The sequence below is a fragment of the Clostridium sp. CAG:221 genome (assembly GCA_000435835.1).
Classification (GTDB): domain Bacteria; phylum Bacillota; class Clostridia; order Clostridiales; family Clostridiaceae; genus Clostridium.
Genome location: FR883419.1, coordinates 1 through 19327 on the forward strand (window position 1 = coordinate 1; position 19327 = coordinate 19327).

General features: G+C 27.6%; 19 protein-coding genes. 18 read left to right on the forward strand and 1 reads right to left on the reverse strand.

Annotation, left to right across the window (positions count from 1 at the left end; all coding sequences use genetic code 11):
- The first annotated feature begins 233 nt into the window (after positions 1 to 233).
- The 5 genes from Q5O44_RS11630 to Q5O44_RS11650 all read left to right on the forward strand — a co-directional run bounded on the left by Q5O44_RS11630 (position 234) and on the right by Q5O44_RS11650 (position 5773).
- Positions 234 to 1670 (forward strand): flippase, encoded by a 1437-nt coding sequence (locus Q5O44_RS11630; RefSeq protein WP_022168597.1) that lies wholly within the window; start codon positions 234 to 236, stop codon positions 1668 to 1670.
- A gap of 22 nt (positions 1671 to 1692) precedes the next feature.
- Positions 1693 to 2838 carry a glycosyltransferase gene (locus tag Q5O44_RS11635; protein WP_022168598.1) on the forward strand — a complete coding sequence of 382 codons (1146 nt, stop codon included), beginning with the start codon at positions 1693 to 1695 and terminating at the stop codon, positions 2836 to 2838.
- A 119-nt stretch (positions 2839 to 2957) separates the two neighbouring features.
- Positions 2958 to 3902, forward strand: coding sequence for a glycosyltransferase family 2 protein (locus tag Q5O44_RS11640; RefSeq protein ID WP_022168599.1), 945 nt, complete (start codon positions 2958 to 2960; stop codon positions 3900 to 3902).
- A gap of 22 nt (positions 3903 to 3924) precedes the next feature.
- Positions 3925 to 5400 carry a glycosyltransferase family 39 protein gene (locus Q5O44_RS11645; protein ID WP_022168600.1) on the forward strand — a complete coding sequence of 492 codons (1476 nt, stop codon included), beginning with the start codon at positions 3925 to 3927 and terminating at the stop codon, positions 5398 to 5400.
- A complete protein-coding gene (locus Q5O44_RS11650; RefSeq protein ID WP_302637922.1) occupies positions 5381 to 5773 on the forward strand; it encodes a GtrA family protein in 393 nt (130 codons plus the stop codon). Before Q5O44_RS11645 ends, Q5O44_RS11650 begins: the two co-directional genes overlap by 20 nt.
- 39 nt (positions 5774 to 5812) lie before the next feature.
- Here Q5O44_RS11650 and Q5O44_RS11655 read toward each other — a convergent pair whose 3' ends face one another.
- Complete coding sequence (locus tag Q5O44_RS11655; RefSeq protein ID WP_302637924.1) at positions 5813 to 7501, reverse strand: LTA synthase family protein; 1689 nt, start codon at positions 7499 to 7501, stop codon at positions 5813 to 5815.
- A gap of 13 nt (positions 7502 to 7514) precedes the next feature.
- On the opposite strand from Q5O44_RS11655, the gene Q5O44_RS11660 reads away from it, so the two are divergent.
- The 13 genes from Q5O44_RS11660 to Q5O44_RS11720 all read left to right on the forward strand — a co-directional run bounded on the left by Q5O44_RS11660 (position 7515) and on the right by Q5O44_RS11720 (position 19261).
- Complete coding sequence (locus Q5O44_RS11660) at positions 7515 to 7832, forward strand: hypothetical protein (protein WP_302637926.1); 318 nt, start codon at positions 7515 to 7517, stop codon at positions 7830 to 7832.
- Between the two features lie 391 nt (positions 7833 to 8223).
- Complete coding sequence (locus Q5O44_RS11665) at positions 8224 to 8874, forward strand: sugar transferase (RefSeq protein WP_022168603.1); 651 nt, start codon at positions 8224 to 8226, stop codon at positions 8872 to 8874.
- A 26-nt stretch (positions 8875 to 8900) separates the two neighbouring features.
- On the forward strand, positions 8901 to 9827 hold the full coding sequence (locus Q5O44_RS11670; protein ID WP_022168604.1) for a glycosyltransferase family 2 protein: 927 nt from the start codon (positions 8901 to 8903) through the stop codon (positions 9825 to 9827).
- A gap of 19 nt (positions 9828 to 9846) precedes the next feature.
- The gene (rfbA, locus tag Q5O44_RS11675; RefSeq protein WP_022168605.1) at positions 9847 to 10710 is read left to right on the forward strand and encodes a glucose-1-phosphate thymidylyltransferase RfbA; all 864 of its coding nucleotides are present in this window, start codon (positions 9847 to 9849) and stop codon (positions 10708 to 10710) included.
- Positions 10711 to 10851: 141 nt separating this feature from the next.
- Positions 10852 to 11418 carry a dTDP-4-dehydrorhamnose 3,5-epimerase gene (rfbC, locus tag Q5O44_RS11680; RefSeq protein ID WP_022168606.1) on the forward strand — a complete coding sequence of 189 codons (567 nt, stop codon included), beginning with the start codon at positions 10852 to 10854 and terminating at the stop codon, positions 11416 to 11418.
- A 22-nt stretch (positions 11419 to 11440) separates the two neighbouring features.
- On the forward strand, positions 11441 to 12349 hold the full coding sequence (rfbD, locus tag Q5O44_RS11685) for a dTDP-4-dehydrorhamnose reductase (RefSeq protein WP_022168607.1): 909 nt from the start codon (positions 11441 to 11443) through the stop codon (positions 12347 to 12349).
- A gap of 4 nt (positions 12350 to 12353) precedes the next feature.
- Complete coding sequence (rfbB, locus tag Q5O44_RS11690; RefSeq protein WP_022168608.1) at positions 12354 to 13406, forward strand: dTDP-glucose 4,6-dehydratase; 1053 nt, start codon at positions 12354 to 12356, stop codon at positions 13404 to 13406.
- Between the two features lie 45 nt (positions 13407 to 13451).
- Positions 13452 to 14933 (forward strand): O-antigen ligase, encoded by a 1482-nt coding sequence (locus tag Q5O44_RS11695; RefSeq protein ID WP_022168609.1) that lies wholly within the window; start codon positions 13452 to 13454, stop codon positions 14931 to 14933.
- Positions 14869 to 15705: a glycosyltransferase family 2 protein gene (locus Q5O44_RS11700; protein ID WP_302637973.1), complete on the forward strand. Its 837-nt coding sequence runs from the start codon at positions 14869 to 14871 to the stop codon at positions 15703 to 15705. The genes Q5O44_RS11695 and Q5O44_RS11700 overlap by 65 nt, the downstream gene beginning before the upstream one ends.
- Positions 15706 to 15738: 33 nt before the next feature.
- Positions 15739 to 16692 carry a glycosyltransferase gene (locus Q5O44_RS11705; RefSeq protein ID WP_022168611.1) on the forward strand — a complete coding sequence of 318 codons (954 nt, stop codon included), beginning with the start codon at positions 15739 to 15741 and terminating at the stop codon, positions 16690 to 16692.
- Between the two features lie 27 nt (positions 16693 to 16719).
- Positions 16720 to 17754, forward strand: coding sequence for a glycosyltransferase (locus tag Q5O44_RS11710; protein WP_022168612.1), 1035 nt, complete (start codon positions 16720 to 16722; stop codon positions 17752 to 17754).
- 173 nt (positions 17755 to 17927) lie between these two features.
- On the forward strand, positions 17928 to 18554 hold the full coding sequence (locus tag Q5O44_RS11715; protein ID WP_022168613.1) for a sugar transferase: 627 nt from the start codon (positions 17928 to 17930) through the stop codon (positions 18552 to 18554).
- Between the two features lie 95 nt (positions 18555 to 18649).
- The gene (locus Q5O44_RS11720; RefSeq protein WP_022168614.1) at positions 18650 to 19261 is read left to right on the forward strand and encodes a hypothetical protein; all 612 of its coding nucleotides are present in this window, start codon (positions 18650 to 18652) and stop codon (positions 19259 to 19261) included.
- Positions 19262 to 19327: the final 66 nt, after the last annotated feature.

The following is a 19327-nucleotide window of genomic DNA, read 5'->3' on the forward strand; positions in this document are numbered from 1 at the left end:
AATTCCCGAAGGGAGCGTGGCGAAGCCACTTTTGTACTTAGTTAAAGTTTGCTTGTTTTAGTATAATAGTACTGAAATAAGCAAACTTTTTTGTTTTTCGAAATAGCTAATTAAAACTTTTATTAACAAATTGGTTATATTATTGACAAATTTAGAGAGGTAATAAATAATTATCTAAGACAATTAATATAGAAAAATATAAATAATTAGGAAGAATAAGAGGTGGAAGTATTATGACCATGAGCGTTAAGAAGAATTATTTGTATAATTTATTATATCAAATGACTTCAGTTTTATTGCCTGTACTAACAATACCTTATGTATCAAGAGTTTTGTCTGCAGATGGAATAGGTATAAATACTGTTACATATGCAAATACACAATATTTTATTCTGCTTGGTAGTTTAGGAATAAGTATATATGCAACTAAAAAGATAGCAACTATAAGAGAGAAGAAAGATAAGTTAAAGAAAACATTTTGGGAGATATTTTCTATTCAATTTACTGGTTGTCTTTTAGCTTATGTGGTATTTGCTTTAACATTAGGGCAAAGTCACAAATATGGAGTTTTCTATATGCTACAAGGATTTTATATATTAGCAGCAGCTGTTGATATATCTTGGTATTTCCTTGGAATTGAAAATTTTAAAAATGCATCATTAAGAAGTTTTTTTGCCAAAATAATTTCTGTAATATTAATATTTACTTTTGTAAAAACAAGAGATGATTTATGGAAATATATTTTAATTAATGCAGGAACAATGTTTGTAGGACAATTAATTATGTGGTTTTATGTAGGTAAGGATATGCTTAAAGTTAAGGGAATTGGAAAGCTGAAAATAGCAATGCACATTATGCCTATATTAGCACTATTTGTACCACAAATAGCTACTCAAGTTTATACTGTTTTAGATAAAACTATGATAGACTTATTTAAAGGGGCAGTAGAAGCTGGATATTATGATCAATCACAAAAGGTAGTAAGAATATTATTATCTGTTGTTACTTCTTTGGGTATCGTAATGCTTCCTAGAATTGCAAATTTATTTAGTAAAGATGACTTAAATGAAGTTAAGAAGAGTTTAAGAAAAGCCTTTGTTGTAATTAGTTTTTTATCTATACCAATAACTTTTGGCTTAATAGGGATAAGTGATAAATTTGTACCAATACTTTTTGGTAATGAGTTTTTAAGTGTAATTCCATTAACTAAGATTTCACCGGTATTGGTAATAATAATAGGTCTTGGCAATGTTTTTGGGACACAGTATTTGTTAGCGATAGGAAAGAATAAAGAATATACAACCTCTGTTTGTGTAGGAGCATTAGTTAATTTTTGTTTTAACTTATTATTAATTCCAAGATTTGCAGCTATGGGAGCAGTAATAGCTACAGTTTCGGCTGAATTATCAATTGCATTAATTCAATTTTGGTTTGCTAGAGTTGTGTTTGATCTAACTTGGATAAAAGAAACATATAAGTATTGGATAAGTGGTATATTGATGTTAGTAGTTGTAAGATTAGTTGGAAACGTAACACCAATTAATATTTTATCACTTATACTTCAAATAGTAGTAGGAGCTTTAGTTTATTTTGCATCCTTAGCCATACTAAGAGATAAATTTTTATTTGAAGCAATTAAAAATGTTATAGATAGAATTCGTAAAAGATAATTTGTAAAAGAAGGTAAAAAAAATGATTAAGGTTTTGAAAAAAGTTAATTACTTAAGAAAACAAAGAAATTATAAAAAATTTATAGATAAAATTTTAAAAGTTGTAGACTTTACTCCCATTGAGAATAAGATTCCAGAAAAAGTGGAAAAGGTAACTTTTATTATTCCAGGAATGCCATTGTATAGTGGTGGTCATACATCAATTTTAAGATTAGGTACTGAGTTAAGTAAAAATGGTTATGATGTAAGATATTTTTCAATTTATGATAATGAAACTCTTGAAGAAATGAAGAGTAATGCAGAAGCTACATTAGCAGGATATAAGGGAACTTTTATTGATGGGTCAATTGAAGATATTGAAACTGATGTAGTAATTGCAACTCAATGGGATACAGTTTATCATGCAAAAAAAATTAATGGATATAAAATGTATTTTGTACAAGATTATGAACCATACTTCTATATGTTTGGTGAAGCTTTTATAATTGCACAAAAGACTTATGAATTAGGCTTCCATATGATAAGCTTAGGAGCTTGGAATAAACATATGGTAGAAAAAGAATGCTCAATAATTTCACCAATAGATGTAATTACATTCCCTTATGAAGGAAAGGAATATTATGATAAAGGTAGAAATTTTGATGAATATCCTAATAAAAAAGAATTCAATATGGCTGTTTATGTAAAAGATACTGGAAAAAGAGCACCATACATATGTCAATATATGGTTAAGAGATTAAAGGATGACTTATTAAAAGATGGTATAACTTTAAATGTTAAATATTATGGTGAATCTACTGACTTTAAATGCGATGGAGGAGAAAATATAGGAAAGCTTACTAAAGCAGAATTGTTAGAGTTATATAATAATTCAGATTTTGGTATGGTTGGATCATTAACTAATATATCTTTAGTACCATATGAAATGTTAGCTACAGGATTACCTATATTTGAATTTAAGGAAGGAACTTTTAATTATTTCTTCCCAACAGGTTCAGCTTTAGTTACATCATTTGATTATAATGAGTTTTATGAAATGTTTAAAAATGCAATTAATAATCCAGATGTATTGAAAGAAATAAATAAAGTTTCTACGGAATATTTAAATACTTTAAGTTGGCAAAATACAGGAAAAGAATGTGTTGAAATATTAAAGAGCTTGAAATAGAAAGAAGAACTCTATTAGAGTTCTTTTTTAAAATTTTTTAGAAAGTTAATATTTATGATATAATGTTTAAGTTATAAAAGAATTAATTTTAGAAATTAATATAAAGGAGAGAGAGCTTAATGAAAACTATATATTTAGTTTTACCTTGTTATAATGAAGAAGCAGTACTTCATGAAACATCTTCCAGATTAAAAGTTAAAATGAATCAGCTTATTAGTGAAAACAAAATAAGCAAGGACAGTAGGGTAACTTTTGTTGATGATGGTAGCAAAGATAATACATGGAGTATTATTGAAGAACTTAAAGAAAGTGATGAATTATTTGCAGGTGTTAAATTATCAAGAAATAGGGGGCATCAAAATGCTTTATTAGCAGGATTAATGACTGTTAAGGATTACTGTGATGCAGCAATCTCTTTAGATGCAGATTTACAAGATGATATTAATGTAATTGATAAATTTATTGATAGATTTATAGATGGTTGTGATGTAGTTTATGGGGTAAGAAGCGATAGAAAAACTGATACTGTATTTAAAAGAACTACAGCACAAGGATTTTATAAGGTAATGAAATTATTAGGAGTTGACATAGTTTATAATCATGCTGATTATAGATTAATGAGTAAAAGGGCCTTAGATGCACTAGAAGAATTTGAGGAAGTTAATTTATTTTTAAGAGGAATAGTTCCTCTTATAGGATATAAAAGTGATGTGGTTTTATATGAGAGAAATGAAAGATTTGCAGGAGAGTCTAAGTATCCACTTAAAAAGATGCTTTCTTTTGCTTTTGAAGGAATAACTTCTTTTAGTGTAAAACCTATAAAATTAATATTAGATATAGGTATAATAATGTTTACAACAAGTTTATTATTTTTAATATATTTTATAGCATTATGGTGTCTTGGGAAAACAGTTGAAGGATGGGCAACAATTGTTGTATCAATATGGATGTTAGGTGGAGTTCAGCTTCTATGTCTAGGAGTAATAGGAGAATACATAGGTAAAATTTATATTGAAACTAAGAAGAGACCTAAATTTATAATAGATAAATTTATAAAGAAGTAATTATAGCTTTAGGAGGATTCTTATGAAGTTAAATAATATAGGAAATGTTTTATTAAAAATATTTGCATGTATTTTCACCTTAATGAGTTCATATTTATTATTTATTAACGTAACATCAAATTATGGAAGATTGTTTCCTATGAATAAATTTATAGTTATAATTGGGGCTATAATTATATTAGCTATATTATTAATGTTAAAGTTTATGTTTAATAAATTAAGTGATAAAACTTTAGTTAAAATTAGTGCTGTATTTGCAATGGTTTTAATAATTTTACAAGTGATTTTTATTATATATTGTAGAGTAATTCCAAGTTGGGATTTTGGAGTTGTATTTAATGATGCTTATAAGATAGCTAATTCAGTATTTGAACTACCAGAGTATTATTATAAGTTTTACCCTAATAATATAGGGGCATTATTAATGTATACAGCATTATTTAAGTTTATAAGCTTGTTTACTGTCAATAAGATGATTTATCTTATAGTTGGAAGTGTTTTCAACATAATGATGATAGATGGAGCTTTATTAATAACTTATATTTTGATTAAGAAAGTATTTAACTTGAAAATGGCAGCAATATTTAGCTTTTTATCTATTTTTATAGTTCCACTATTTGCTTATTCTCCAATATTGTATACAGATACAACAACCATGATATTTCCTATGGCAATAATGTTACTTTTATATAATTATAATGAAAGCAAATCTAATGCAAGAGCTTGGTATTTAATAGGTATAGGGATGCTAGGTGCATTAGGAGTTATATTAAAAACTAATATAATTATTGCTTTAGTTGCTGTAATTATATACATAGTATGCACTAATAAAATAATGAAAAGTTTAATAAACAATATAATAATTATACTTTCATTTTTAGTGATATTCTCATTTTATAAAGTTATTGCAAATTATGTAATGCCTATAGACTATAATGAGGCTGGACTTCCAATGACTCATTGGGTAATGATGGGGCTTAAAAATAACGGAGCATTTAATGCTGATGACGTAGAGTTTACTAAGTCTTTTAATGACAAAGAAAAGGCTAAGGAAGCTAATATAGATGAAATTAAGAAGAGGCTAAGCCACTATGGCTTTAAGGGGTATATAGAGTTTTTATCTAGAAAAACAAAGTTTACTTGGAATGATGGAACATATTATTCTATTAATAAGTTATGCCGACAGCCATTAGAAGATAATAAAGTAGAGGAATATGTAACTGGGGAAAAGAATCATATGCTTATTTATCTTGCACAAATGAGTCATCTAGTATTGATAACCCTTATATTTATTTCTTCAATTGCAGCATTTAAATATGGAGATAAACATAAAATTGTGCAATGTGCACAAATAGCTATATTTGGAGTATTTTTATTCTTAATTATTTGGGAAACTAGATCAAGATATTTAGTTTGTATTTTGCCGATGATGATGTTTGCTGCTATAGGAGGATTATATTCTTTAGGAGTAGGAGAAGATGATGAAATTTATAAATGATGATTTAATTAGATTTATAAAGTTTGGAATGGTTGGAGTATTAAATACATTAGTAAATTGGGTAATATTTTTTATTCTAAATGCCTTTGGTATGTATTATATACTAGCCAATATTATTGCATATACCTTAGGTACTATTCATAGTTATTTATGGAATACCTTATGGGTGTTTAAATATAAAGAGAAGGCATCAACAGATACAACAATAAAGTTTGTTATATTAAATGTTGTTGGACTTGGATTAAATACTGGAATATTATATGTATTAGTTGATTTATGTAATTTAAATAAATTTATAGGGTTAGTTATAACAACGGGAATAGTTATGATTATAAATTATGTAGTTAATAAGCTATGGGTATTTAGTAAATAATAATTAAAGTATTAAAAAAAGGCCGATTTAGGCCTTTTTTTAATATCCATATTCAAAAGTTTCTCTAAGAACTGTTCCATCTCCAGCTACTTGTCTTATTGTATAAGTATCTCCAGGTTTTAAACTGTCTTTTGAAATTGCTAACATAGTATCACCGTAGAAAGCAGTATCTACTTCTTTTCCGTTTACACAGACTTTACTGGATTCTGTAAAGTTACCACCTTTTAGTATTATAAGATCATCTTCATATTCTATTTCGCCTACCCCTTGTTCTTTAAAACCAAATAGCATATTTGTTTTACTGTAAGGACTTTCTCCACCATAAGAATATTTTTTACCATAAAGGATATCATATTGGATTGCATGAAGAGAATCTAAATAATTATCGTCTTCTGATTTTAATTGATGCAATGAAGAAACAATTCCACCTTGAAGATGAAGCTTATCCAATAAATAAGATGATAATTGGTAAGACTTTAACGACAATGAATCCTTATCTAAACCAAGGTTGTCCCAAATTAATAGTGGAGTATCATAGATTGTACCATTGCTTAATCTATCATTTGTTATATTTAGACCAGGTAAGTGATCACCATAAAAAGCTATTATTGTAGGCTCACCAAGTGCATTTACTTCATTGATTAAATCTAATACAATAGCATCCATTTCATTAATTTCTTGGACATAGTATTCCCATTTGTATTTATCAGCAGCTGATAAGTTTTCACCGGTAACAGTAATGTTTACTTCAGGAAGTATTTCATAATCAGGATACGATCCATGACCTTGCATTGAAACTGCATAAATAAAGTCACTTTCATCTGTGCTTGATAATAATTCAGGTATATCACGAGTAAATACAGTATCCTTAGCATAAGTTAGAGGAGTATATTCCCAAAGGTGCATAGTTTCTCTTGAGATAAATCTATCAAAACCTAAATTTGCATAAGCTATGTTTCTACCATAAAAAGTGGCATAGTGATTATGCATAGCTGTAGCTTCATACCCTTGATTTTTTAGATAATATGCCAGCGACTCAGAAGTACTAGTTTGAAGCAAAGTATTGTAAGGGAATTGTCCTGGACCAAATAGTTTAGTGGATAGTCCTGTAATGACTTCAAACTCTGTATTAGATGTTCCGCCACCAATTGTAGGAACAGTTAAATACCCAGAAGAGTATTCCTCTGAAAGCCTTCTGAAGTTTGGAATTGGATCTTCACTAAAAGTTAAATCATTCATTAGTGTTGGATCAAAAAATGATTCTAATTGAACCATGATTATATTAGGTTTATTATTTGTATTTTGATTATCTACAGATATAGAAGAATAAATATCACTAGTTGCTGATGCTAATGTATCAGTATTTAATTCCATTGAAAGGTTAGTGATATAATCTTCACTATAGCCATTTGGTTTCTCTATTCCATAATTAAAAACAGTACTTGTAAAAGAGTAAGGGAAACCATAAGAGTTATAAGCAGTTGTTATATCCCAAAAGTTTGTTGATAAAACTTGAGAAGATATTAGTTTGTTTGAATATCCTTTAAAACAAAAAGCAAAAGCAATTATTGAAGGAATAATTAAAAAATAATTAACTTTTTGTTTTTTAGGACTTTTAATAAATAGTAAAATAAATAATGCTACTAGTATTAAAATCAATATTATTGCTAGATAAATTTGTACTTTGGTAAAATATTGATTTATCAATGTTAGCCCCATATTAGCCATTTGGATATCACTTATGGTTAAAGGAGATCCTCTAAAAGAAAGAAGCATTTTATTTCCTAGACTAAGTCCAATCCACGTTAGAGATACTAACGAGAACCAAAAGATTCTTTTTTTAAATAAGAATATAAATGAAGAACTTAACATAATAAGTAGTAAATTATATGTAAATTTAACAAAGTCAAATTGTGAAGAACCATATAATGTTCTATCAGATAATAAGCTAATATTTTCTACTATAAGAGTTAATACTATAGAACTTATTAGCCATAGAAAAAATGTATTTGAAAAAATACATTTAACATATTTTTTACAATTAACCATAAATTTGTAAACGTTATCCCTCATGTTGCCTCCCAATAACAAAATTATAGTATGTGATAATATATATTATATAATTATTATTGTATTAAATAAAGAGTGAAAGTATGCCATATAGCTTAAAATAAATAAAGTTCATAAAAAAATCATATTCTACAAAAGAAAACATTTTCAATGACATTTAATTGACAAAAACATAGCTATTATAGTATCATAATGGATAGTCTTAACAGTTGTAATTATAAATATTAGTAAGTATAAACTACACTAAGAATATTAGGTGTGGTTTTTATAATATAGTTGTTTTTTAGAACGTATGTTGTTTGTAAAATAGATAGGGAGAATTGAATGCAAAGTTGCAAACAAAGAAAACAATAATAAATCTTTTAAGTGAGGGTTATACTATGAATAATGTAGGTTCTACAGATATTGTAGATAATGAAAAGATAAGATTATATTCAGTTACAAAGAAGAGCATGGATTTAATTTTATCTTTCATAGGATTAATTTTATTGATTCCTGTATTCCTAATTTTAGCTATCTTAGTTAAACTAGATTCTAAAGGTCCAGTATTTTATGCGCATACTAGAAAAGGTAAGAATAGAAGTGACATAAAAATATATAAGTTTAGGACTATGTATTCTAATTCAGATGAGATTTTTGAGTCTTTTTCAGATGAGCAAAAAGAGGAATATTATAAAAACTTTAAACTGGATAACGATCCAAGAGTAACTAAGGTTGGAGATTTTTTAAGAAGAACAAGCCTAGATGAAATACCACAATTAATAAATGTTTTAAAAGGCGATTTAAGTTTAGTTGGTCCTCGTCCTATTGTAGAAAAAGAGATATGTAAATATGGACAATATGCAGATAAGCTTTTTTCAGTTATTCCAGGGATAACAGGATATTGGCAGTCACATGGAAGAAGTGATACTTCTTATGAGGAAAGAATTGAGATGGATATGTATTATATTGATAATAGATCAATATTACTTGATATTAAAATTATGTTTAAAACAGTTATATCTGTTATTAAAAAAGAAGGCGCAGTATAAATTAAAAGTTAAAATGGAGGATTATTATGTCAGTAACAGTAATATGTCCCTTGTATAAATCAAAGCAATATATTAATTCATTACATAAATCATTACTTATGCAGGAAGATATAGATTTAAAAACAATTAAATATATATTAACTGATACAGGTGATGGAGTAGATAAAATAGTAAACGACTTAGAAAAAGCAGAATTAACAATCATACCTATAAGTGATTTTTCACATAGTTTGACAAGAGAAAAAGCAGCAATGGAAAGTGATAGTGATATTATTGTGTTTATAACTCAAGATATTATTATTAAAGATAAAAAGTGGTTAAATAAATTATGCAAACCTATTTATGAAGGAAAATGTGAGGCAGCATTTTCAAGACAAATATGTGATAATCAGTCTATTGAAAAATATACAAGAATAAATAATTATCCTAAGGAATCTAGAATTGTATCTAAGAAGGATACTGAAAGATTAGGGATAGTTACTTTCTTTTTCTCAGATGCAGCTTCTGCCGTTAAAAGGGATATATATGTTAAGTTAAATGGTTATGATGGAAAAGATTTACTGACCAATGAAGATATGTATCTTGCATATAAGCTTATAAATAACGGTTATAAAATAATGTACAATTCTGAAGCAGAAGTTATTCATTCACATGATTATAAATTTAAAGAATTATTTAAACGTTACTTTGATCAAGGAGCGTTTTTAAGTGATAATGCATACCTTACTCAATATGGAGCCAGTGGTAGTGCATTTAAATTACTAAAAGTAGTAGTAGTAGAATCTTTAAAAGATAAGAATTTTAAAGCATTTTTTAATATAGTACCAAATTTTGCTGCTAGATTTTTAGGAGATAGATTTGGAAAAAGATATAAAAAGCTTCCTTTAGAGAAAGTGAAGAAGTATTCTGGTAATATAGGTTATTGGAATAGAGTAGAAAACAATTTAAATTAAGAGAAGGTAGGTAAAAGATATGAAGGGGATTATATTAGCAGGTGGATCAGGAACAAGACTATATCCGGTAACAAAGGCAATGTCAAAGCAAATGGTTCCGATATATGATAAGCCAATGATTTATTATCCAATGTCAGTTTTAATGCTTGCAGGAATAAGAGATATATTAATAATATCAACACCAAGAGATATTCATAATTTCAAAGAATTGTTTAAAGATGGAAGTGAATTTGGATTAAATATAGAATATGCAGTACAAGAACATCCAAATGGATTAGCAGAAGCATTTATTATAGGAGAAAAATTCATTGGCAACGACTCAGTGGCAATGATATTAGGAGACAATATATTCTATGGACAAAGCTTCACAAGTCATTTAGAGAGTGCAGCAAAACTGGAAAAAGGAGCAACTGTTTTTGGGTATTATGTTCAGGATCCAAGAGCATTTGGAGTAGTTGGTTTTGATGAAAATGGTAAGGTTACTTCATTAGAAGAAAAGCCAGAGCATCCAAAATCAAAATATGCAGTACCAGGGCTTTACTTCTATGATAACTCAGTAGTGGAAAAGGCTAAGAATATAAAGCCTTCTGAAAGAGGAGAATTAGAAATAACTGATTTAAATAAAGTATATATGGAAGAAGGAACTTTAACAGTAGAGTTATTAGGTAGAGGAATGGCATGGCTTGACACAGGAACTCATACATCTATGCTTAAGGCATCAAACTTTGTTGAAGCAGTGCAAACTACACAAGGAACTTACATAGCTTGTTTAGAAGAAATAGCTTATAGAAAGGGATGGATATCAAAAGAACAAGTTATAGAGTTAGCAAAGCCTCTTATGAAAACTGGATATGGTAAATATCTTATGGATATAATTGAATAGCAATTAAGAGGTATAGTATAATGGGAGATTCAATTAAAAAATAATAGTGAAATGAATTTAATGAAAGCATTGGGGATTATTGCAGTTGTTTTAGGGCACACTGCATTTCCTTATTTATTGAGAAAAGGAAAGTGATAGTAAATGGGTAATTTTAAATTTATAGAAACAAAGATTCCAGATCTTTATATTATTGAGCCAAAGGTATTTGGTGATAATAGAGGTTATTTTATGGAAAGTTATAGTAAGAAGGATTTTGATGAAGCAGGATTAACTATGAACTTTGTACAAGACAATGAATCAAGATCAACTAAGGGAGTACTGAGAGGATTACACTTCCAAACAAAGCATACTCAAGGTAAATTAGTAAGATGTACTGAAGGTGAAGTTTGGGATGTTGCTGTAGATTTAAGAAAGGGTTCACCTACTTATGGTCAGTGGGAAGGTGTGCATTTATCAGCTGAGAATAAAAGACAATTTTATGTTCCAGAAGGCTTTGCTCATGGATTTGTAGTTTTATCAGATGTTGCAACTTTTAATTACAAGTGTACTGATTTTTATGCCCCAGAATATGATGGTGGAATTCCATGGAATGATAAAGATGTTAACATACAGTGGCCAATAGAAGGTTTAGATATATTATTATCAGAAAAAGATAAAAATCATAAGCCATTAAAAGAACAAGACCTTCCATTTGTTTATGAGAAGTAATGAGAGGTATGGAGGAAAAGTTATGAAAATAGTTGTAACAGGTGCTAATGGGCAACTTGGAAAAGAGCTTCAAAAAATAATAAGAACAGGTAAAGCAGAAATTGGAGAAATATCTAAAAGTGTAGCTTCAGCTGAGGTTTTTGCAGCAGATGTTGATGTTTTAGATATAACCAATCTTGATAATGTAAGAGCTTACTTAAATGATATTAAGCCAGATGTGGTAATAAACTGTGCAGCATTTACTAATGTTGATGGTTGTGAAGAAAATTATGATGCAGCATTTAAGGTAAATGCAATAGGACCAAGAAACTTGGCTATGGTTTGTGAAGAGTTAGGTTCTAAGCTTGTAAATGTATCTACTGATTATGTTTTTGATGGTGAGCCAAGAGAAACACAATTAAGAGAATATGATAAGGTAGAGCCACAAAGTGTTTATGGAACAACTAAATTACAAGGTGAAAATTATGTAAGAGAGTTTTCTTCTAAGTATTATATAGTAAGAACAGCATGGCTTTATGGATATGAAGGAAATAACTTTGTATACACTATGATGAGACTTGGAAAAGATAAAGATTCAATAACTGTTGTTAATGATCAAAAAGGTAATCCAACATCTGCAAATGATTTAGCATATCATATTTTGAAGATTATTGAAACTGAAGAATATGGTGTATATCACTGTACAGCAAAAGGTGAATGTACATGGTATGATTTCGCTAAGAGAATTATGGAACTTGCAGGATTAAACTGTGTTGTTAATCCTATTTCAACTGAGGATTATATAAAAGGTATTAATAAGAAAATAGCTAAAAGACCAGCTTATTCATCGCTTGATAATATGATGCTTAGATGCACAGTTGGTGATGACATGAGAAATTGGGAAGAAGAACTAGAAACTTTCATGGAAAATATTAAAAATAAGGGAGAATAGTGAAATGAAAACATATTTAGTTACAGGTGGAGCAGGATTTATAGGTTCAAATTTTGTATTATACATGCTAAAAAAATATCAAGATATAAGAATAATAAACTTAGATAAATTAACTTATGCAGGAAATTTAGAAAATTTAAAATCAATCCAAGATGACCCAAGACACATATTTGTACACGGAGATATTTGTGATGCAGAATTAGTATCATCATTATTTGAAAAGTATGAAATAGACTATGTAGCTCACTTTGCAGCAGAATCACATGTTGATAGAAGTATAAGAGAGCCAGAAGTATTTGCTAAGACAAATGTAATGGGAACAGTTAATCTTTTAAACTGTGCAAGAAATGCATGGGAAAATGAAGATGGAACTTACAAAGAAGGAGTTAAGTTCTTACATGTTTCAACAGATGAAGTTTATGGTTCACTAGGAGAAACAGGATACTTCATGGAAACAACACCACTTGATCCACATAGTCCATACTCATCAAGTAAGGCAGGATCAGACTTAATGGTTAAGGCATATCATGATACATATAAAATGCCAATGAATATAACAAGATGTTCAAATAACTATGGTCCATTCCAATTCCCAGAAAAGTTAATACCATTATTAATTAACAACTGTTTAGCTCACAAAGATTTACCAGTATATGGTGATGGGATGAACATAAGAGACTGGTTATTTGTTGAAGATCATGCAAAAGCTATTGATATGGTTATAAACAACGGAAGAGTAGGAGAGGTTTACAACGTTGGAGGACACAACGAAAGAACTAATATCCAAATAGTTAAGACTGTTATTGAATACTTAAATGAAAATGTTGATAATGAAATAACAGAAACTTTAATTAAGTATGTTGAAGATAGAAAAGGTCATGATAGAAGATACGGAATCGATCCAACAAAGATAAAAGAAGAATTAGGATGGTATCCAGAAACTACTTTTGAAGTTGGTATAAAGAAAACTATTCAATGGTATTTAGATAACCAAGAATGGATGAAGAATGTAACATCTGGAGAATATCAAAATTATTATAATAGAATGTACAAATAAATATAATAACTATAAGTAGAGGTAGGTTAATTAGGAGTATAAATTATGATAGAAGAGAGAAGAGGGATTTATAAATTAGTATATGTACTAATGGCTTTAACTATACTTTTAATTCCTTTTAATAATTTACCATATCTAAATAATATATTAAAAGAATTATCATTTAGTGCTACATCTTATCCTATGTTGATATTGATGACAATTATGGCTATTTATATATTAAAGGAATCGAGAATTGTTAAAGTTAAAGATAAAAGTATTTATATATTAATAACTTTTGTAATTTTATGTTTTATATTTTCATTATTTAACATTAGTGAGATAATGACAAATTCATTTAAAGGGAAAACAGGGATAAGAAGACTTGTATTTCAATATCCAATGCTTGCTTTTGGAGCTGTAACTAGTTATTGTTTTTATTATTTTTTAAGAAGAACTAAAATAACATTATGGACTATAAGAAGATGGGTTTTATTTTCTACTATAATAGCAAGTGTTTATGGTTTTGTTGAAATGCTTAATATGTTAAATATTATAGATACTAGTGAAATATTAAAAGCAGTATCAAATGTAATTCAACTATATGCTAGAGGGGAATTATATCCTAGAGGAATAAGAACAGTTTGTGGAGAGGCATCTTATTTTGGCATGTATGCAGCATTTGTTCTTCCATGGATTTTAAGTTATATTTATACGGAAAAGGAATATTGGAAAAAAGGAATATCAGTTGTATATGCACTATATTTTATAGCTTTAGTTTTATTATCAAAATCAAGAATGGGTTTACTTATTTTTTGGTTAGAGTTTATTATTTTTACAATTGGAATGATTATCATGAGAGGAAACTGGAAGAAAAAGCTTATAACAGTTCTTTTGTTCCCATTGGTATTTTTAACATCTAACATAGTTAATAAAGTTGGCTTTACTGAAGAAGTGCAATATGAAAATACTGCATCAAATGCAACTGTTGGAGCAGTAGTAGAATCTTTAAATGATGAAAATAATATGTCTAATGTAGCTAGATTTTCAATGATGAAAGCTGCTTTCAGAATAGGAAATCAACACTTATTAACAGGTGTAGGTGTAGGACAATATGCCTTTTATGCTACAGATAATGTTGAACCAGATGATTATAGATCAAGTGAAGTTACTAGATGGTTAGATCCTGAACAAACTCAGTATTGGCCTACTGTATTTGCATTACATGCTAGAATATACGCTGAAAATGGAATAATATGCTTTTTAATTTGGGTAGGATTATGGGCATATATTGGTATATCTTTATTAATTAGATATATAAAGTATAATGATATTAAGACTCTGATTTTAATGTCAAGTGTAGCAGGTGTTTTATTAGCATGCTTTAATGTCGACACATATATATATTATCCATTATGGATTCTTATAGGATTGTATTGGAGATTTGGAAAAGAAAATATAGAGGAAAACAGTGGTGAAAGAGATGAAGAGATTTTCTTTAATTATGGCGACTTATGGAAGAGAAAAAGAGGTAGAAAGCTTCCTTAAGAGCCTTAAAAAATCAAATTATGATTTATCTTTAGTAGAAGTAATTATAGTTGACCAAAATGATAAGATTGATTTAAATCCTATAGTAGAAAGACATAATGATTTAAATATTAAGCATATTAAATCAACAGTTAAGGGATTAGCTAAAAATAGAAATATTGGTCTAGAACAGAGTTATGGTGGAATAATTGCTTTTCCTGATGATGACTGTGAGTATCTACCAGATACATTAAATATCATAAGTGATATTTTTGAGGCTAATTCAGAAATTGACGTGGTGATGGGAAGAATAGTTGAAAGAGATGGCTCAGATTCATTAAGAAAGTGGCCAAAAGAAGAAATAAAAATAAGTAAATCTAATTTTTATACTAAGTGTTCATCAGTAACTATGTTTTATAGAAATGGATCTTCTTTAAGATTTAATGAAAAGTTAGGTGCAGGTAATTATTTAGGCTCATGTGAAGATAGTGATATACTTTATAGAGCTTTAAAGAGTAATAAGAATATAGTATATAAACCAGAAGTGCAAATATATCATCCTCATTACAGTTCAGATACAAATATGAATGAAGGAAAAGTTAGAAGTTATGGATTGGGGTTTGGAGCTTTTTGTAAATTTAACTTTGATTTTCATATATGTATTCTTTTCATTAAAGCAGAGGTATTCCATGTATTAAATACTATTATAGGAATATGTACATTTAATAAAGAAAAAATAAGAAAAGGATATATTGCATTTTCATCAAGATTAAAGGGACTTACCGTTGGGTAGTCCCTATATAAGCTTTTTAAGGTGGTGAATTATATGAAAGAAATAGATGTGTCTGTTATATTATCAGCATATAATGAGGAAGAGCGCTGGTTTAGGGAAGCAGTAGAATCAATTATAAATCAAAGCTATGAAAATTTTGAACTTATTCTTATACTAGATAATCCTAATAATACTTTATTAGAAGGAATAATAAATGAATATGTTAACAAAGATAATAGAATAATTTACATAAAGAATGAAAAGAATTTAGGATTGGTGAAAAGCTTAAACAAAGGCTTAGAGTATGCAAGAGGTAAGTATATAGCTAGAATGGATGCTGATGATATTGCAAATGTTGATAGATTAAAAAAACAATATGAGTTTATGGAAGTTAATAAGGACATAGACTTAATTGGAACCAGTGTTGACTTCATTGATGAAAATAATTCTATAATTCAGAAAAATACTTTTGTTGTAAAGAATAGTGATAAAATTAAAGATTATTTAAAATATACTAATGTTGTTGTACATCCAACATTTTTCTTTAGGAAAAGTATTTTACAAAAAGTAAATGGATATAGAGAAATTTCATTTGCTGAGGATTATGACTTTATTTGTCGTGTTGTTGCAGCTGGATATAAAGTTAGTAATTTATCGGAATCATTATTGCAATATAGAATAAGACAGAATAGTATTTCAAGAGATAAAACATTAGCACAGATATATAATGCTTTTTATTTAAAGAAATTATATAAGGAAAGATTGAAGTCAGGGAAAGATAGTTACTCTATAGATGATTTGTATTCTGAAGATAAGATATCAAACAAAGATATAAGAGACTTTGATAAGTCAGAACAATTAAAATCTACAGCTGATAATAAAAGAAAAAATGGTAAAGCATTAGAGGGAAAAATAATTTTTGCATATTCCAAAATTATATCTAAATATGCAAGAAAGAATGCCATGTGCACAGCTTGGTATAAGATACTTGCAAAAATGTATGAATAAAACAAATATGTTTTAGAAAGGGAAGAAATGAGCAAAAAAGAAGTTTTAATTGTAGGACCTAATTTTTATGGTTATAATGAAAGTGTTGCTAAAGCTTTTCAAGTTAAAGGCTTTAAAACTAATATAATAAATTTTGAAGAAGAGAATATTCCAGTTACAGGGAATAAACTTATAGATAAATTTTTACTTAAAGCTAAAAGAGAATACTATGTAAATGAATATGGCAAAAAAGTTAATAAAGAAGTAATTGATTTTGTTGATAAGAATAATATAAAAAATATAGTTGTAATTAAAGGAAGCTATATTACTAGAGAAACTTTAGAATATATTAAGAAAAAAGGATGTAAGCTAATAATGTGGATGATGGACTCAGTATATAGAGAGAGTCAATCAATGGATACTTTAGAATTATATGATTTTAGATTTATGTTTGAAAAAACTGATATAAAAAAGTTGCAAGAAACAAAGAATATAGATAGTTATTTTCTTCCTCTATGTTATGATAATTTTGTCTATGATGTTAAAGAAATTGAAAGAAATGTAGATATTTCTTTTGTAGGTAGTTTTGCAAACTATGAGCATAGAGTAGTGCTATTTGAAAAAATAATAGAGGAATTTAAAGATTGCAATATTGAAATTTATGGTAAGTATTTAATGCCTAGTAAGCCAGAGAGATATGTCAAATATTATTTAAAAGGATATAGGAAATATTTCAAAAATAGATTTTTATCACCTAAAGAAGTAAGTAATTTATATTCTAGATCAAAGATATGTATTAACATACATAACAAACAATCTAAAGAAGGGTGTAATCCTAGATTCTTTGAAATAATAGGTACAAAATCTTTCGAATTAGTAGATAATATAGAATATATACAAAAGAATTTTAATGATTATACTGTTATTTATAAAGATACAGATGATTTAATAAGTAAAATTAGATTTTATTTAAAACATGAACAAGATAGAGAGTGCATTATAGATAAAGGATATGAATATATTTCTCAAAATCATACTTTTATAAATAGAATAGAAGAAATTATTTCTATATGTGATATATAATATGCTATAAGTATTTATGATTATTTTACATGAGTTCTTTTCTTTTCAATATAAATATTAATATTTTCTTAAAAATAATATTTTTCTTTATTACAAGAAGAATTAATAATATAATAGATATGTTATTTATTTAAGTAGAGTTTAAGCAGAGGAAGAATTCAGGGAGGAATTTTATGGCTAATTCAGCGAGGAAAAAAGTATATTTAGCAATAAAAAGGTTAATTGATATAATAGGTTCTTTAATTGGCATAATATTATTAAGTCCCCTATATATTATTATTGCAATTTTAATTAAATTTGATTCACCAGGAAAAGTTGTTTTTGGACATACAAGAAAAGGTAAAGGCGGAAAGGATATAAAAGTTTATAAATTTAGAACTATGTATTCAAATGCCAGTGAAATTTTTGAAAGTTTTACTCCTGAGCAAAAAGAAGAGTATTATACGAACTTCAAATTAGATAATGATCCAAGAGTAACAAAACTTGGAGGCTTTTTAAGAAAGACAAGTTTAGATGAATTGCCACAATTATTTAATATTCTTAAAGGGGATATGACTATAATTGGACCAAGACCGATAGTTGAAAAAGAAGTTGAAAAGTATGGTGACAAAGCTGAAAAATTATTTTCAGTAGTACCTGGATTAGGTGGTTATTGGCAAGCTAATGGGAGAAGTGATACTACGTATGAAGAGCGTGTAGAAATGGATATGTATTATATTGATCATATGTGTTTTACATTGGATGCTAAAATATTATTTCAAACTATATTTTCAGTATTGAAGGGTGAAGGTGCTATATAAGAGTTAACATAAGTTAACTCTTTTTATTATTTATTTAGCAAAAGTTTCAGTTTAAATAAAATTAAACGATAATAGATTTAGATAGGAGTGAAATTATGAAGAGAACATTAATTATGTCTTTAGCAATTATATCAATATGTTCATTTGTAGCATGTACTAATGAAAATAATAAAAGTGAAGGTAATGTTGAGCAAGTTGTAGAGAATAACTCAGTAATGGTAGATGAAGGTATAACTGAAGAAGAAAAAGAAGAGGAAGAAAACAGAGAAGAGAATAATATAGCTCCTGTTATTGAAGAAGGTATAACTGACAAAGAGAATAATTACAATAAACATTATGAAATGGTAAAAAACATAGTTGAGAATAAAAAGATGACTATTATAAAGTCTGATAATAGAGAAATTCAAGCAGAAAATGGATTAGGAGAAAGCATAGTATATAAGTTAAAGGAAGATAATGAAATTATTATAAGTTATTCTGTAAAATTAACTAGCATATTAAATGATGGAAATTATGAGATTAATGGAACTGTATTTAGTAATATTCTAAGTGAAATATTAAATGATGATAAATATATAATAGATGTAAATGAAGCCATTACAAATTATTTTAATGAAGAAAAAGAAAGTTATATAGAAGATATTGACAGAGTTAAAGTGGATATAAATCAAGATTATGACTTTGTAATAATAAAAATAACTATTTAATTCTATATTTAATATAATTTCAAAATAATGTTCACCAGTTGGATATTTTATGGTATATTTATAGTT